The organism is Lysobacter oculi, from assembly GCF_003293695.1.
Taxonomy (GTDB): Bacteria; Pseudomonadota; Gammaproteobacteria; order Xanthomonadales; family Xanthomonadaceae; genus Solilutibacter; species Solilutibacter oculi.
Map to the genome: position 1 here is coordinate 241,526 of NZ_CP029556.1, position 14,954 is coordinate 256,479.

Consider the following 14,954-nt stretch of genomic DNA (forward strand, 5'->3'; position numbering starts at 1 on the left):
CCACGGAGAAACGCGATGAACCCGAGCAGTACCGCGAACTGGCAATGCCCGAAATGCCAGAGCCGTTCCTTCGAAACCGGCGAACTGCGCGGCGAGGGCGGGGGCTGGTCCTCGTTCTTCGACATCAACACCCGGCGCTTCATGTCGGTCAGCTGCAACAGCTGCGGCTTCACCGAGTTCTACCGCGAGACCGCCAGCACCGGCTCCAAGATCATCGACCTGCTCGGCAGCGGCTGAGCCTCAGACGCGGGTTGTCGCGAAGACCGTGATCTCCTCGCGGTCGTGGTAGAGCTGCTTGGCGCGGACGGTCAGCGGCATGCCGGCTTCGTCCGCGAACAGCGCCAGGCAGCGTTCGGTTTCCTGCCAGCGTTTTTTCATCGGCAGCTTGAGGTTGAACACCGCGTGCCGGCACCAGCCCTGCGCGAACCACTCGGCCATGCGCGAGGCCACGCGGATCGGCTGCTCCACCATGTCGCAGACCATCCAGTCGAGTGGCTGCGGCGGGTGCCAGCGGAAGCCGTCTTCGCGCAGGTGTTCGACCTGGCCGCTGTCCATCACGTGCTCGCGCAGCGGGCCGTTGTCGATGGCGCTCACGCGCAGGCCGTGGCGGGTCAGCACCCAGGTCCAGCCGCCGGGCGCGGCGCCAAGATCCGCGGCACGCATGCCGGGTTTCAGAAGGATTTCTCGCTCGCGTGCATCGAGCAGGGCGAGGAAGGCTTCCTCCAGCTTCAAGGCGCTGCGCGAAGGCGCATCGGCATGCATCTTCAGACGCGGGATGCCGAGCGGCCACGGGGCGCTGTCGCGGGTGTCGGCGCGGGCGATGAATGCATGGGCGCCATCGACAAAGGCGACGTGCAGGCGCGGCAGCCGGTCATTGTCCTTGGGCGACAGCAGGCCGGCCTTGCGCAACGCCGGGCGCAGCGCGTTGCCGAAACTGCGCGCGAGACCGGCCAGCGGCTTGCCGGCATCGGAATCCGGGTGCTCCACCCACAGCTCGCCGTAGCGTTCGCCGTGCGCGGTCAGCACTTCGAGCATCGGGCTGATGCGGTCGGCGGGCGGCAACTCGCGCAGCTCGGCCAGTACGCGCAGTTTCTGCCGCGCGAACACCAGCGCATGCCACGGCAGCAGCGCGTCGAGCGTGGCCGCGTCATCGGTGTGGAAGACCACGTAGCCGCTGCCGCGTTCGGTCTGCGCATAGCCGGGGATGCCGGCTTCGCCGGCCCGCGCGGTGAGTTCGGCGGCCAGGTCCGGCTCGAAGCCGCCGCGGCACCAGCAGAGCAGGCCGGTCATCGTCAGTAGCTGGGGCCGCCGAGCTGGCCGTAATCGCGCAGCACGGCACGCGCGTCATCGCGCAACACATCGGTCACCACTTCGATGCCGCGCTCGCGCAGAGCGCCGGTCCAGTCGGCGGGCAGCGGGCCTTCGTCGAATTCGGTCAGCGATTCGACATCGCCGCTGCGTGCGCCGATCAACATGCGGTCGATGCCGGCCCAGATGCTCGCGCCGTAGCACTGGCAGCAGGGTTGCGAAGAGGTGGCCAGCGTCACCGGGCCCCAGCGCGAGCCGTCGTCGTTCTCGTTGAGGCGGGCGCGCTGCAGGCGGTGCTGGGCCAGCATGAAGGCCATCATTTCCGCATGCGCCACCGAGCAGGACTGCGGCAGCACGCGGTTGACGCCGATGGCGACCAGCCGGTCGTCCGGCCCGAACACCGCGGCGCCGAACGGCCCGCCGCTGCGCGCATCGATGTTCTGCCGCGACAGCGCGATCGCCAGCGCGACCTTCGCCTCGTCGCCCGGATAGGTCGCTTCGAACGGAAAGTCGTGGACCCAGATCGGCAGCGTCAGGTGCAGTTGCAGCGGCAGCATCAGAGCATGTTCCCGCGCGGGTCGGCGGCGCATTGCCCGCTCACGCACTGGCAGCTGCTGATGGCCGGAAAGCCGCAGACGCTCGCCGTGCCGGTCTTCGCGCACTGGGCCTGCACGGCGGCCGGATCGGTCTTGGCGTTGACGTTGACGCAGCCCGGGTAATAGCCGCAGCAGTTGCCGACGTTCTTCACCGTGCAGTCGGCGTCGGTCTTGCAGCTGCGGTCGGGCGATGAAGGCGTGGCGCCGATCGGGCGCGGCGGCGCGGGCCGGTCCAGCGGATTGATCGCGCCCACGGAAGGGGCGACCGGCGCGGCGGGCTTGGACGGCGGCTGCGGCGAGCAGCCCAGCGTCAACGCCAGCAGCAGCGACATCAGCACGAGGGCGAAGCGGGGCATGTCAGCCTTCCTTCTGCATCCAGGTGTCACGCAGGGTAACCGCGCGGTTGAAAACGGGGCGCGAAGCCGAATGGTCGCGGCGGTCAGCCACGAAATAGCCGGTGCGCTCGAACTGGAAGCGGTCTTCCGGCTGCGCATCGGCCGCGGCGGCTTCCACGTAACCGTTGACCACGCCGCGCGACGCCGGATTCAGGTAGTCGCGATAGCTCTTGCCCTCGCTGTCGTCGTCCGGGTTGGAGGCGGTGAACAGGCGGTCGTAGAGGCGGAATTCGGCGGGCACGCCGGTCGCGGCATCGACCCAGTGGATGGTGCCCTTGACCTTGCGGTTGGCGCCTTCCATGCCGGGACGCGATTCCGGATCCAGCCAGCCGCGCAGCTCGATGACGTGGCCGGCGTCGTCCTTCACCACCTCATCGACGCGGGCGATGCCGGCGCCGCGCAGGCGCACTTCGCCGCCGGGCACCAGCCGCTTCCAGCCCTTCGGCGGCACTTCGGCGAAGTCTTCCGCGTCGATCCAGATCACGTTGGAGAAGCCGATGCCGCGCGTACCCATCGCCTCGTCCTTGGGATGGTTGGAGAAGGACAGCGTCTCGCGGTGGCCTTCGGGCAGGTTGGTCAGCACGAATTTCAGCGGATTCAGCACCGCCATCCGGCGCGGCGCGCGTGCGTCCAGGTCCTCGCGCAGGGTGTTCTCCAGCACGGTGTAGTCGATGGTGCTGTTCTGCTTGGACAGGCCCAGCCGCGCGACGAAGAGCTTGAGCGCTTCCGGCGTGTAGCCGCGGCGGCGGATGCCCTGCAGGGTCGGCATGCGCGGGTCGTCCCAGCCATCGACCAGCCCTTCCTGCACCAGCGCCATCAGCTTGCGCTTGGACATGACGGTGTAGTCGAGGTTGAGTCGCGAGAACTCGATCTGCCGCGGCTTGGCGGCCTCGTTCGGCAGGCCCTTGTCGATGATCGGCTGCAGCAGTTCCGGGTGGTCGTGCAGGGCGACGTTGTCCACCGACCAGTCGTAGAGCGGGCGGTGGTCCTCGAACTCCAGCGTGCACAGCGAATGGGTGATGCCTTCGATGGCGTCGCCCAGCGCGTGCGCGTAGTCGTACATCGGGTAGATCGGCCATTCCGCGCCGGTGTTCTGGTGCTCGACGTGCTTGATGCGGTAGATCGCCGGGTCGCGCATGTTCATGTTGGGCGAGGCCATGTCGATCTTCGCCCGCAGCGTGCGGCTGCCATCCGCGAACTCGCCCGCGCGCATGCGCCGGAACAGGTCCAGGTTCTCTTCCACCGTGCGCTCGCGGAACGGCGAGGCCGTGCCCGGTTCGGTCAGGCTGCCGCGGGTGGCGCGCACCTGCTCGGCGCTGAGGTCGCAGACGAAGGCCTTGCCGTCGCGGATCAGCTTCTCCGCGCCCAGGTAGTACACGCCGAAGTAGTCCGACGCATGGCGCAGCCGGTGCCAGTCGTAGCCCAGCCAGCGCACGTCGTCCTGGATGGCCTGGACGTACTCGGGGTCCTCGCGGGCCGGATTGGTGTCGTCGAAGCGCAGGTTGCACTCGCCGCCGAACTCCGCGGCGATGCCGAAATCGGTATGGATGGCGCGCACGTGGCCCAGGTGCAGGTAGCCGTTGGGCTCGGGCGGGAAGCGGGTGCGGACGTGGTCGTGTTTGCCGCTCGCCAGGTCCTCGCGGACGATATTGCGGATGAAGTCGGTGCGCTCGGGCGCGGCGGTGGGCTCGGTCATGGGGGCGCGGTGCTCGCGGATGCGGGAAAGCGGCCACAAGTTTACCGTTATGCTGCCCCGCTCCCCGCAGGATCCCGCCCGATGCGCACCGTCTACCAGGCGCTCAACCCCATCGACGCCCATCTGGTGAAGCATGCGCTGGAGGCGGCCGGCATCCCGGCCTTCGTGTTGGGCGAGCACCTGGCCGGCGGGGTGGGCGAACTGCCGGCCACCGGCTACCTGCAGGTGCGGGTGCCGGACGACTGGTTCGAGGAGGCCGAAGCCTGCGTGCGCGACCTGCCGCTGCTGGCCGCCGACCCGGCCGCCGAAGGCGATCCGGGCGAAGAAGGCTGGCTGCCGGCATGAGCGCCGCGGCGTTGCCGGACGCGGCCGGGCGCCGGCGGGCGATCGGCCAGCTGCTGGCAGGTGCCGCGATCATCGGCACCAACGGGCTGATGGTCCGCTTCGCCGGCACGCCCCCCACCGTCTCGGCATTCTGGCGCATGGCCCTTTCCGGCCTGCTGCTGGCCGCGCTGGTGCAGGTCCGGCACGGCTGGGTGCCGCTGTCGCGCCGCGCCTGGCTGTGGATCGTGCTGCCCTCGCTGGCCTTCGCGGTCGACCTGTGGATGTGGCACCGCTCGATCCTGCTGGTCGGGCCCGGCCTGTCCACCCTGCTGGCCAATGCCCAGGTGTTCTTCATGGCGTTGGCCGGCGTGCTGCTGTTCGGCGAACGCCTGCACCTGCGGTTCGTGGCCGGCGTGCTGCTGGCGTTCACCGGCCTGTGGCTGTTGCTGGGCGGCGACTGGGCCACGCTGCCGGCGGAGTACCGCTGGGGCGTCTGGCTGGGGTTGGCCACCGGCGTGGCCTACGCCGCCTACAACGTGGGCCTGAAGCGCTCCCAGGCGGAGGCGGCGGTGGGCAAGGCGCGGGTGCCGGTGGAGCAGGTGCTGTGCCTGGCGGCGTTCGGCTCGGCCGCCTGCCTGGGGTTGATGGGGGTGGTCGAAGGCGCTTCGTTCGCCATCCCGTCGTGGAAGTCGTTCGGCATCCTGCTCACGCTCGCGGCGATCGGCCATTGCCTGAGCTGGATCCTGATCTCGCGCTCGATCCAGGTCCTGTCGGTGGCGATGGTCGGCCTGCTGCTGCTGTTCCAGCCGATGGTCGCCTACCTGCTCGATGTCGTGCTGCTCGACCATCCGACCTCGCCGCGCCAGTGGGCGGGCCTGCTGGTGACAATGGCGGGGATTTTCGTGGCAGGATTGAAGCGCCTGCGGCGCGGCTGACCGCCCCGGGTTGGCCACGGGGGGTGGCTGTCAGGGGGAAGGATGAAGGCAGCATCGCAGGCGCGCGAACCGCGCCGGTTGTTATCGACCTGGTCGCGCTTCTCGCAGGCGGCCGTCATCAGCATCGCGGTGGCCGTGCTGGTCTGGGTGATGAGCTTCCTCGGCGTATCGCCGGAACGCGGAGACATCGCCCTCCATGTGGTGGAAGGCGGCGGCAGCGGCGTCCACGTGGTCATGCCGGATGCGAAGCGGCTCGGCGTGCGCCTGCCGGTCGGCGATATCGACGTCGGCCTGCGCTTCCGCCTGCCCGCGCAGGCGCGTGACGAGGAATACGTGCTGTTCGCCGACCACATCCTCACCGACCGCATCCAGCTGGTCAATCCCGCGGGGCGGGTGGTCGGCACCGGTTCCAGTTTCCATCCGCGTGGAAAGCGCGCAGGCGGCGCTTCGCCGTTCTATGTGTTTCCGCTGCGCGGCGGGCTGGCCGGTGCGGAGGCCATCTATCGCCTGCGGGCCGACATCGCGCTCGAACAGACCGTGGTGCTGCGGATCCTGCCCGCGACACAACTTCGCCCGCTGGAGCAGCGCTTGGCCATCGCGCATGCAGTGCGCTATGGGGCGTTGCTGGCGATGGTCGTGCTGCTGTTCGCGCTCCATCTCTCGACCGGCGAGCCGGCCAGCCTGGCCTACGTGGGCGTGGGATTGCTGACGTTGCTTTCGCTGCTCCAGCTGCACAGCTACCTCTACCTGCTGCCCGGGATGGACAGGCTCGGTGACCTGGGCATCCCGGCGATCCTGGCCGTGCGCAGCCTGCTGGTGGTGTCCGGCATCCACCTGTTCCTGTGGTTGGGCCAGCGCGACGCGCCGCCGCCGCGGCTCAAGCGGTGGGTAAACCGCTTCTGCCTGGTGCTGGTGGTGTTGATCGTGCTGCAGGCCCTGCACTGGATGCCGCATGCGCTGATCGCGCCGCTCGGCTGGCTCTACCTGCTCGGTTCCCTGCTCATGCTGGGGCTGGCATGGCGCGCGATCCGCAACGGCGTGCCACTCGCGCGCAGCATCTTCATCACGATGCTGGCGACGATAGTCGCCGTCTTCGCCACCGACCTGTACGACATGGGCCTGATCCAGGGCGGCTGGTGGGTCAATTCCGGCGGCACCGGCATGTTGATCGTCTGGCTGGGCCTGATGGCGGTCAGCCTGATCCGCCGCACCAGCGACTACCGGCGCCAGCTCGAGGACGCCGCTCGGCGCCAGCAGCAGCTCCAGCGGGCGGCCGACACCGACGTGCTCACCGGCCTCCCCAACCGCGCCCACCTGGATGCCCATCTGCATGGCGGCGCCGGAGCGGGCCGTGCCTTCACCGTCCTCTTCATCGACATCGACCATTTCAAGGCGATCAACGACACCCATGGCCATGCGGCCGGCGATGCCGTGCTGCGGGCGGTGGCGGCGGAACTGGCCAGGTCGGTGCGGGATGTCGATTACGTCGCGCGTTACGGCGGCGAGGAGTTCGTGGTGGTGGCCGATGGCCATCCGACCGAAGTCACGCCGCTGGCCGAACGCATCCGTGAGCGCATCGCCGCATTGCCGATCGAGTGGCAGGGCCAGGTCCTGCCGGTCACCGTCAGCATCGGCGTGGCGCCCACCTCGGCACCGGGCGAGGCGATGGACAGGGTGCTGGCGCGCGCCGATGCGGCGATGTACGCCGCCAAGCGCAACGGCCGCAACCGGGTGGAAACCGCAGCGGCACCGGCTGCGTTCTATTCGGCGGCGATCCCGCAGACGTAGACCACCTCGCAGCCGCCGGGCCCGTGGTCGTCGCGGGTGGTGGAACTGCGCCAGCGCCAGCCGTCGTTCGCCCGCACTTCCACCAGCCAGCCGTCGATCCGCACGCGCTGCCCGGTGGCGACCCGCGCCAGCGCCGCGGCGACTTCGCGGCTGGCCGGGATCATGTGCATGTTGGCGCTCTCCAGCCGCACCTGGTCGATGGGGATCGGCGGCGCGTCCGTCCAACGGGTGAAGTACCAGCGGTTCTGCTGGCCGATGGAGAGCGAGGACACCACGTCGTCATCGCGCATCCGGCCCCATCCGAGCGCGATGTCGATCGGCGCGAACTCCGCCTCGCGGTCCTCGGCATAGGCGCGGGTCGACAGCACCCGGCCATCCACGCTGAATCCGGCCAGCGGCTGCAGGCTGCCACCGGCATGGCGGAACGCGGGCATCCCCGCCGGCAGCGGCGACTGCGCCGGCAGGTCCGGGGTCGCCAGCATGTCCGGCATCCGGCATCCCTTCGCCCGCACGGCATTGGCGGCGACGAAGGGCGTGTGCGCGGGCGGGGCGGGGCGCATCGCCGCCTCGATCCTGGCCGGGTCGCGCAGCTTCGGTTCGGGCGCGTCGCTGGCCTGCCACCACCAGGCGCCCCCGGCGATGCCGCCGGCGGCCACCAGTCCCAGTGCGATGTCGCGGGTGCGGGCCATGCCGCTCCGTCAGCCGGAAAGGAGCGCGGACGATAGCGGGCGGAGTGTTTGCGCGATGTCGCCGAGCAGGTCGCCCATCGCCGAGCTCTTGCGCCAGACCAGCGCGATGCTGCGCTTCGGCGCCTCGCCGGCGAACGGCAGCAGGCGCAGGTGTTCGGGCTGCACCACCGGCGGGCGGGTGGCGAGTTGCGGCAGCAGGGTCACGCCGGCCCCGGCCGCCACCATCTGCCGCAGCGTCTCCAGGCTGGTGGCGCGGAAGCCGGCCTTCTCGTGCGCGCCGGCCAGGCGGCAGACGTCCAGCGCCTGGTCGCGCAGGCAGTGGCCGTCCTCCAGCAGCAGCAGGGTCTGCTCATCCAGGTCGTCCAGGCTGATCGCGCGCTCGCCGGCGAAGGCGCCGCCCTCGCGCGTCGCGAGCAGGAAGGGTTCGTCGAACAGCGGCTCGACGTGCAGCTGCTCGTCGTGCACCGGCAGCGCCAGCAGGGCGGCATCGATGCGACCCTCGCGCAGCTGGGCCAGTAGCGCGTCGCTCTTCTCCTCCACCAGCAGCAGTTCCAGCCGCGGGAAACGCGCCTGCAGCGCCGGAACCGCATGCGGCAGGAAGTACGGCGCCAGCGTCGGGAACGCGCCCAGCCGCAGCGTGCCGGATTCCGGGTCCTGGCTGCGGCGGGCCAGGTCGCGCATCGACTCCACCTCAGCCACGATGCCGCGCGCCCGCGCCACCACCTCGCGCCCGACCGGGGTCAGCATCACCTTGCGCGGGCTGCGTTCGAACAGCTGCACGCACAGCTCCTCCTCCAGCTTCTTGATCTGGGTGGAGAGCGTGGGCTGGCTGACGAAGCTGGCTTCCGCGGCCTTGCCGAAATGGCGGTGGTCGGCCAGCGCCACCAGGTACTTGAGGTCGCGCAGGTTCATGTCGGGCCGCCTTTCAGTTCGAGGGTGTTGCCGTCGGGGTCGTCGAAATAGAGCGAAGGGCCTTCGCCCTCCGCGCCGAAGCTGTCCGAAGCCGGCCCGTGCGGCGCGAGGCCGTGCGATGCGAGGTGCTGGATGATCGCCGCCTCGTCGAAGCCGTCGATGCGCAGGCACAGGTGGTCGACGTTCCGCCCGCCTGCACCCGGCGCTTCGCCATCGCGCGTGCCGAGCTTTCCGTCCACCGCGACCAGATCGATCATCGACGCCCCGGCCCGCAGGTGCAGCAGGCCCAGGTCATCGCGGCGTTTCGCCACTTCGCAGCCCAGCACCTCGCGATAGAACGCTTCGCTGCGGGCGAGGTCACGCACCCGCAGCACCACGTGGTCGATGCGTTGCACGGCGAACGGCGCGCCGGCCATGCTTCAGGCCGCCTTGGCCTGCGCGGCCGGCACCGAGCTGCGGATCAGGTGGTCGAAGGCGGACAGCGAAGCCGTCGCGCCGCCGCCCATCGCGATGATGATCTGCTTGTAGGGCACGGTGGTCGCGTCACCGGCGGCGAACACGCCGGGCAGGCTGGTCGCGCCGCGCTCGTCGACGACGATCTCGCCGCGCGGGCTCAGCGCCACGCCGCTGTCCTTCAGCCACTCGGTGTTCGGCAGCAGGCCGATCTGCACGAAGATGCCTTCCATCTCGACCGTGTGCTTCTCGCTGGTGGTGCGGTCCTCGTAGACCAGGCCGGTGACCTTGGCGCCATCGCCCAGCACCTCGGTGGTGAGCGCGGAGGTGATGATGCGGACGTTAGGCAGGCTGCGAAGCTTGGCCTGCAGCACCTCGTCGGCGCGCAGCTTGCCGTCGAACTCGATCAGGGTGACATGGCCCACGATGCCGGCCAGGTCGATCGCCGCCTCCACGCCGGAATTGCCGCCGCCGATCACCGCCACGCGCTTGCCCTTGAACAGCGGGCCGTCGCAATGCGGGCAGAACGCCACGCCCTTGGTCATGTACTGGTCCTCGCCCGGCACGTTCATCTTGCGCCAGCGCGCGCCGGTGGACAGCACCACGGACTTGGCCTGCACGGTCGCGCCGCTGGCCGTGGTCAGGCGGAAGCCGCCTTCGACCGTTTCCAGCTTCTCGGCGCGCTGCAGGTTCATCACATCGACCTCGTAATCGCCGACATGGGCTTCGAGCGCGGCGGCCATCTTCGGGCCTTCGGTGTGGCTGACCGAGATGAAGTTCTCGATGGCCAGCGTGTCCAGCACCTGCCCGCCGAAACGCTCGGCCAGCACGCCGGTGCGGATGCCCTTGCGCGCGGAGTAGATCGCCGCCGCCGCACCGGCCGGGCCGCCGCCCACCACCAGCATGTCGAACGGCGCCTTGTCGTTGATCGTCTTCGCCGCCTTTTCCTCCGCGCCGGTATCGAGCTTGGCGAGGATCTCGGCGAAGCCCATGCGCCCGGCGCCGAACGGCTGGCCGTTGAGCAGCACGGTGGGCACGGCCATCACGCCGCGTTCCTGCATCTCTTCGGCAAAGGCCGCGCCATCCACCGCGATGTGGCGCACGCGCGGGTTCAACGCGGCCATGGTGTTGAGCGACTGCACCACGTCCGGGCAGCTCTGGCACGACTGCGAGAAGAAGGTTTCGAAGCGCAGCTCGCTGTCCGCGTTGGTGCCTTCCAGCGACTTGATCTGGGTGATGACGTCGTCGTCGAGCTTCGGCGGATGGCCGCCGACATGCAGCAGCGCCAGCACCAGCGAAGTGAACTCGTGGCCCAGCGGCAGGCCGGCGAATTCGACGCCGGTGTCGGCATCGCTGCGGGTGATGCGGAAGCTCGGCAGGCGGCTGCCCGGTTCGACGCCGGTTTCCGCCGCGTTCTTCAGCGTGATGCGGCCCGCGCCGGCTTCGGTGATGTCGGCCAGCAGGTCCTGCATCTCGCGGCTGGCCTCGCCGTCGTCCAGCGTGGCGATCAGCGTCAGCGGCGCCTGCAGGCGCTCCAGGTAGGCGGCGAGTTGGGCTTTCAGTTCGGTGTCGAGCATGGCGGACTCCTTCCTGTCTATAGGCGGGGGTGAAGCCGGATCGCATTCGGCCGTTCGGGCCGGCGGGGATCCGGGCAAAGCGTGGCCGTCGCGCCTGAGGCACGTCACGGGCGAGAGGGCTGGGAGCAAGGAAGGAAGCGGCTTCCTGCCTTCTTCCCAACCCTCTCCCGGTGAGGGGAGAGGGTGGGAGGTGACTGTGGAAAGTCACCGGCGATCCTGCGAGGCGAGCGCAGCGGATTCGAAGTCGCGTGGCGCGCGGAGAAGGGGGAGTGGACTCAAGTCCATGACCCCTTCGAGCACGCCGCGCGGCGATGAAGCCGCAAAGCGCAGGCCGCAGGATCAGATCTTGCCGACGAGATCCAGCGACGGCTTCAGCGTCTTCTGGCCTTCCTTCCACTTGGCCGGGCAGACTTCGCCGTCGTGGTTGGCCACGTACTGGGCGGCCTGCAGCTTGCGCACAGTCTCGGTCACGTCGCGGGCGATGGCGTTGTCATGCACTTCCATCGTCTTGATCACGCCGTCCGGATTGATGATGAAGGTGCCGCGCAGCGCCAGGCCCTCTTCCGGGATCAGCACGTCGAACGCCTTGGACAGGGCGTGGGTCGGGTCACCGACCAGGGCGAACTTCGCCTTGCCGACGGCCGGCGAGGTCTCGTGCCACACCTTGTGCGAGAAGTGGGTGTCGGTGGTGACGATGAACACCTGGGCGCCGGCCTTCTCGAACTCGCCGTAATGCTCGGCGGCGTCTTCGATCTCGGTCGGGCAATTGAAGGTGAAGGCGGCCGGCATGAAGATCAGCACGGACCACTTGCCCTTCAGGTCGGCGTCGGTGACGGTGATGAACTCGCCGTTCTTGAAGGCCTGCGCCTTGAACGGCTGGACTTCGGTATTGATCAGGGACATCTGCAAACTCCTGTTGACGGGGGTGGATGGGCAAGGGGAGGTCTCCCCGGCGATGGACAGCTTAGGCGGCATCAATTGATATCGCAAATTGATTGTCGGAATCTTATTGATAGGCAATAGCTATTTATTGTGCCGGTGACAGGCCATGGCGATGCTGCCGCGTCATGGCCGCCGGCATGCATCACGGTGGGCGCGGCATGACCGGCCTGGGCGGCGGGCGTGAGGTGGCTTTCCTGGCCGACGATGGCGGTGGCCGGGGCCTGAGGCGGCTCCGTGCCGGCTGCGAGGCGGGTGTCCAGCCCGACGCCGGCCGGCCATGGGAATGCGAAGGGGCGTGATCCCCCCACCGATGAGAGGCCGGTGTCGGCTTCCGGCACGCGTCCGGGCATGCGCGGCGCTTTTTTGCCCATCGTTGGGGCTTTCCGGGCCATGCATGGCACTTTTTTGCCCGCGCGCGGGACTTTTTCGCTATCGCGTGCGGCTTTTTTGCCCATGCATGGGACTTTTTCGGCCATGCATGGGGCTTTTCAGCTATCGCGTGGGGCTTTTTGGCTCATCGATGCGGCTTTTTTGCCCATGCATGAGACTTTTCGGGTATCGCGTGGCGCTTTTTGCGCCATCGACGGGACTTTTTCTGACTCAAATGATGGTTTTCTGACGGGGGCGGCACTCAAGCGGGGTGCAGCACCCGGCCGATCCAACGCCACCTTCAGGTGGACGCATCCGGGCGATGGTGGTCAGGTTTTTCTTCAACGCCCCCGGCGTCGGTCGCCCATCCCCTCCACGCGCGGCGAGCCTGCCCACCACGTGATCAAAGGCGGCCGGCCAACACCTGAGATCATGTGCGGATGACCCAGCCCATCACCTTCGCCGACCTCGCCCTGGACGCTGCCCTGCGCCCCGGCCTCGACGCCCTCGACTACACCACCCTGACCCCGATCCAGGCACAGGCCCTGCCGGCGGTGCTCGAAGGCCGCGACCTGATCGCGCAGGCGCCCACCGGCAGCGGCAAGACCGCCGCGTTCGGGCTGGGCCTGCTGCAGGGCATGGATGCGGGCGCGCTGCACACCCAGGCGCTGGTGCTCTGCCCGACCCGCGAACTCGCCGACCAGGTCGGCAAGCAGCTGCGCAAGCTGGCGACCGGCATCGCCAACCTCAAACTGTCGGTGCTGTGCGGCGGCATTCCGCTGGGGCCGCAGCTGGCCTCGCTGGCGCATGCGCCGCACGTGGTGGTCGGTACGCCCGGGCGCGTGCTGGAACTGGTGCAGAAAGAGGCGCTGGACCTGGGCAGGGTGCGGACACTGGTGCTGGACGAGGCCGACCGCATGCTGGACATGGGCTTCGACGAACCGATCCGGGCGCTGGTCAAGCGCATGCCCGGTGAGCGGCAGACGCTGCTGTTCTCGGCCACTTTCCCCGACGCCATCCGCACGCTGGCCAAGTCGATGCTGCGCGCGCCGCTGGAAGTCAGCGTGGCGGGCGGCGCCCAACCGACGACCATCGACGCGCATTTCTTCGAGGCCGATGCCGCGCGTCGCGCCCCGCAGCTGGCGGCACTGCTGCTGCAGTTCAAGCCGGCGTCGACGGTGGTGTTCTGCAACATGCGCCGCGACACCGAGGAGGTGGCCGGCTCACTGGCGCACTACGGCTTCAGCGCACTCGCGCTGCACGGCGACATGGAGCAGCGCGACCGCGACGAAGTGCTGGTGCGCTTCGCCAACCGCAGCTGCAGCGTGCTGGTCGCCAGCGACGTCGCCGCACGCGGTCTCGACATCGACGATATCGGCGCGGTGGTGAACTACGAGCTGCCCACCGACGCCGACACCTATCTGCATCGCATCGGCCGCACCGGACGCGTCGGACGCCAAGGGCTTGCATTGAGTCTGGTCGCGCCGCAGGAGCGCGGGCGCGCCGCACTGATCGAGGAACGCCAAGGCCACGCCATCCGCTACGCGCGCATCGCCCCGCTGGACGGCCGGCCGCGCGGCGTGCCGGAGGCGGCGATGGTCACGCTGCGCATCGACGCCGGCCGCACCGACAAGCTGCGCCCCGGCGACATCGTCGGGGCGTTGACCGGCGACGCCGGTGGCCTGGCCAAGGATGCGATCGGCAAGATCGACGTGTTCGCGACCCGCAGCTATGTCGCCATTGCACGCGCGCAGGGGAATCACGCGCTGGCGCAGTTGCGCGCCGGCAAGATCAAGGGCCGCAGGTTCCGGGTCAACATGCTGTAGGGGTGCGGGCGATGGGGGAAAGGGGGGAACGGATCCGTCCCTGGGAGATGCCGCGGTCAAGGGTGTGCAACCGAGCCCCAGCCCACGTCCAAAGCCGCGCAGGCGTCCACCTGATCCTGGAAGCGTCGCCACGCCATGACGTCCTCGCGCAGTGGGTCATGCGTCTGCAGCACCTGCTGGATGGAATACAACCGGTCCGCCCGCTGGGACAACGCATCGCGCAACCAGTCACGCAAGGGTGCGTGGACGATGAAGCCTTCCGCGCGCAACGTGTCGAGCTGCAGGCCGAGCGCAGCGGAGGCCCCGCGCACCCATTCGGTGAAGCCGCCGGCCGCGGACTGGATGCTCATCGGCGTCGGCGCGCGGTGGTCGCGCAGCGGCGAGCGCAGGCGCAGCTCAAGGTCGCGGGCTTCGCGTTCGCGATCGGTTTCGATGATGGCGCCGGCATCCAAGTCGAAGAATTCGAACCAGCGCGGATGCAGTTACTGGATGCGTGACAGCGGATCATGCGAGAACCCGATCTTGCAGTGGTCCTCCAACGCGCAGGGAAACACATAGCAGTGCCAGCTCATGGCCGCACCCGGAACACCACGCTCATGCGCGGTCCCACCGGCTTGGTGGTCTTGGGGATGCCGTGTTCGTGGGTCTTCTGGCTGGCATGGCTCATCACCAGCAGGCTGCCGGGTGCGAGATCCAGCGTGTGGCGTTCGCGGGTGCCGGCACGGGCACGGATGTTCATGCGCCGCGCGGCGCCGAGCGAGACGATCGCGATGGGCTGGTGGCCTCGGATCTGGTGCAGCTTGTCGCCGTGCATGGCCACGCTGTCGCGGCCATCGCGATAGAGATTGAGGCCGGCCGCCGAGTAGGGCGCCGGCGCGCGTGCATGCACTTCGCGCAGGATGTCCCGGAGCAACGGGGGGCATGCAGGGTCATCCAGCCGGCGATGGAACAGCAGGCGTGGCACGTCCACGTCGCGGTCGTACATCGGGCGACGCATCGCCCGCCATTCCAACGCCATCAATGCCTGGAACCAGTCGTCCGCCACCTGCGGCGAAACGATGGATGGCCAGTAGCGCGCACCGCCTTCCGCATCGTCGAACAGCTGCAGGCTGTCGTGCGAGGGCCGGGCGAAGAGATCCATCGC

The 14,954-nt window shown here is 69.1% G+C and carries 16 protein-coding genes and 1 pseudogene; 5 read left to right on the forward strand and 12 right to left on the reverse strand.

Features of this window, described 5'->3' with window-relative positions; translation table 11 throughout:
* The first annotated feature begins 15 nt into the window (after positions 1-15).
* Positions 16-237, forward strand: a complete 222-nt coding sequence (locus tag DCD74_RS01105) for a zinc ribbon domain-containing protein (protein WP_112925696.1) — start codon at positions 16-18, stop codon at positions 235-237.
* A gap of 3 nt (positions 238-240) precedes the next feature.
* Here DCD74_RS01105 and rlmM read toward each other — a convergent pair whose 3' ends face one another.
* The 4 genes from rlmM to DCD74_RS01125 are packed head-to-tail and all read right to left on the reverse strand — an operon-like array spanning position 241 to position 3,995.
* Entirely contained in the window at positions 241-1,290 is a 1,050-nt protein-coding gene (rlmM, locus tag DCD74_RS01110; protein WP_112925697.1) for a 23S rRNA (cytidine(2498)-2'-O)-methyltransferase RlmM, read from the reverse strand.
* Between the two features lie 2 nt (positions 1,291-1,292).
* A complete protein-coding gene (locus DCD74_RS01115) occupies positions 1,293-1,865 on the reverse strand; it encodes a nucleoside deaminase (RefSeq protein WP_112925698.1) in 573 nt (190 codons plus the stop codon).
* Positions 1,865-2,260, reverse strand: a complete 396-nt coding sequence (locus DCD74_RS01120) for a hypothetical protein (RefSeq protein WP_237049633.1) — start codon at positions 2,258-2,260, stop codon at positions 1,865-1,867. Before DCD74_RS01120 ends, DCD74_RS01115 begins: the two co-directional genes overlap by 1 nt.
* 1 nt (position 2,261) lies before the next feature.
* Positions 2,262-3,995, reverse strand: a complete 1,734-nt coding sequence (locus tag DCD74_RS01125) for a glutamine--tRNA ligase/YqeY domain fusion protein (RefSeq protein WP_112925699.1) — start codon at positions 3,993-3,995, stop codon at positions 2,262-2,264.
* A gap of 81 nt (positions 3,996-4,076) precedes the next feature.
* Here DCD74_RS01125 and DCD74_RS01130 point away from each other — a divergent pair, with 81 nt between their 5' ends.
* From DCD74_RS01130 to DCD74_RS01140, 3 genes are read left to right on the forward strand one after another with little or no spacing between them, the layout of a single operon-like run.
* Complete coding sequence (locus tag DCD74_RS01130; RefSeq protein ID WP_112925700.1) at positions 4,077-4,340, forward strand: putative signal transducing protein; 264 nt, start codon at positions 4,077-4,079, stop codon at positions 4,338-4,340.
* Entirely contained in the window at positions 4,337-5,254 is a 918-nt protein-coding gene (locus DCD74_RS01135; protein WP_112925701.1) for a DMT family transporter, read from the forward strand. The genes DCD74_RS01130 and DCD74_RS01135 overlap by 4 nt, the downstream gene beginning before the upstream one ends.
* A gap of 42 nt (positions 5,255-5,296) precedes the next feature.
* On the forward strand, positions 5,297-7,042 hold the full coding sequence (locus DCD74_RS01140) for a GGDEF domain-containing protein (RefSeq protein WP_112925702.1): 1,746 nt from the start codon (positions 5,297-5,299) through the stop codon (positions 7,040-7,042).
* Here the strand turns inward: DCD74_RS01140 and DCD74_RS01145 are convergent.
* The 6 genes from DCD74_RS01145 to DCD74_RS12435 form a co-directional block, all read right to left on the reverse strand.
* Positions 7,015-7,731, reverse strand: a complete 717-nt coding sequence (locus DCD74_RS01145) for a hypothetical protein (RefSeq protein WP_112925703.1) — start codon at positions 7,729-7,731, stop codon at positions 7,015-7,017. The genes DCD74_RS01140 and DCD74_RS01145 overlap by 28 nt on opposite strands.
* A 9-nt stretch (positions 7,732-7,740) precedes the next feature.
* A complete protein-coding gene (locus DCD74_RS01150) occupies positions 7,741-8,643 on the reverse strand; it encodes a LysR substrate-binding domain-containing protein (RefSeq protein ID WP_112925704.1) in 903 nt (300 codons plus the stop codon).
* On the reverse strand, positions 8,640-9,059 hold the full coding sequence (locus DCD74_RS01155) for a VOC family protein (RefSeq protein WP_112925705.1): 420 nt from the start codon (positions 9,057-9,059) through the stop codon (positions 8,640-8,642). Before DCD74_RS01155 ends, DCD74_RS01150 begins: the two co-directional genes overlap by 4 nt.
* 3 nt (positions 9,060-9,062) lie before the next feature.
* A complete protein-coding gene (ahpF, locus tag DCD74_RS01160; protein WP_112925706.1) occupies positions 9,063-10,673 on the reverse strand; it encodes an alkyl hydroperoxide reductase subunit F in 1,611 nt (536 codons plus the stop codon).
* A 339-nt stretch (positions 10,674-11,012) separates the two neighbouring features.
* A complete protein-coding gene (gene ahpC, locus DCD74_RS01165; RefSeq protein WP_112925707.1) occupies positions 11,013-11,576 on the reverse strand; it encodes an alkyl hydroperoxide reductase subunit C in 564 nt (187 codons plus the stop codon).
* A gap of 71 nt (positions 11,577-11,647) precedes the next feature.
* Positions 11,648-12,091: a hypothetical protein gene (locus DCD74_RS12435; RefSeq protein WP_162615822.1), complete on the reverse strand. Its 444-nt coding sequence runs from the start codon at positions 12,089-12,091 to the stop codon at positions 11,648-11,650.
* A 333-nt stretch (positions 12,092-12,424) separates the two neighbouring features.
* Here DCD74_RS12435 and dbpA point away from each other — a divergent pair, with 333 nt between their 5' ends.
* The gene (gene dbpA, locus DCD74_RS01170) at positions 12,425-13,810 is read left to right on the forward strand and encodes an ATP-dependent RNA helicase DbpA (protein WP_112925708.1); all 1,386 of its coding nucleotides are present in this window, start codon (positions 12,425-12,427) and stop codon (positions 13,808-13,810) included.
* Between the two features lie 56 nt (positions 13,811-13,866).
* Here the strand turns inward: dbpA and DCD74_RS01175 are convergent.
* Both DCD74_RS01175 and DCD74_RS01180 read right to left on the reverse strand, forming a co-directional pair.
* Positions 13,867-14,382, reverse strand: a pseudogene (locus tag DCD74_RS01175) (GIY-YIG nuclease family protein).
* The gene (locus tag DCD74_RS01180; RefSeq protein ID WP_112925710.1) at positions 14,379-14,951 is read right to left on the reverse strand and encodes an alpha-ketoglutarate-dependent dioxygenase AlkB; all 573 of its coding nucleotides are present in this window, start codon (positions 14,949-14,951) and stop codon (positions 14,379-14,381) included. The pseudogene DCD74_RS01175 and the gene DCD74_RS01180 overlap by 4 nt, the downstream one beginning before the upstream one ends.
* Between the last annotated feature and the right edge of the window lie 3 nt (positions 14,952-14,954).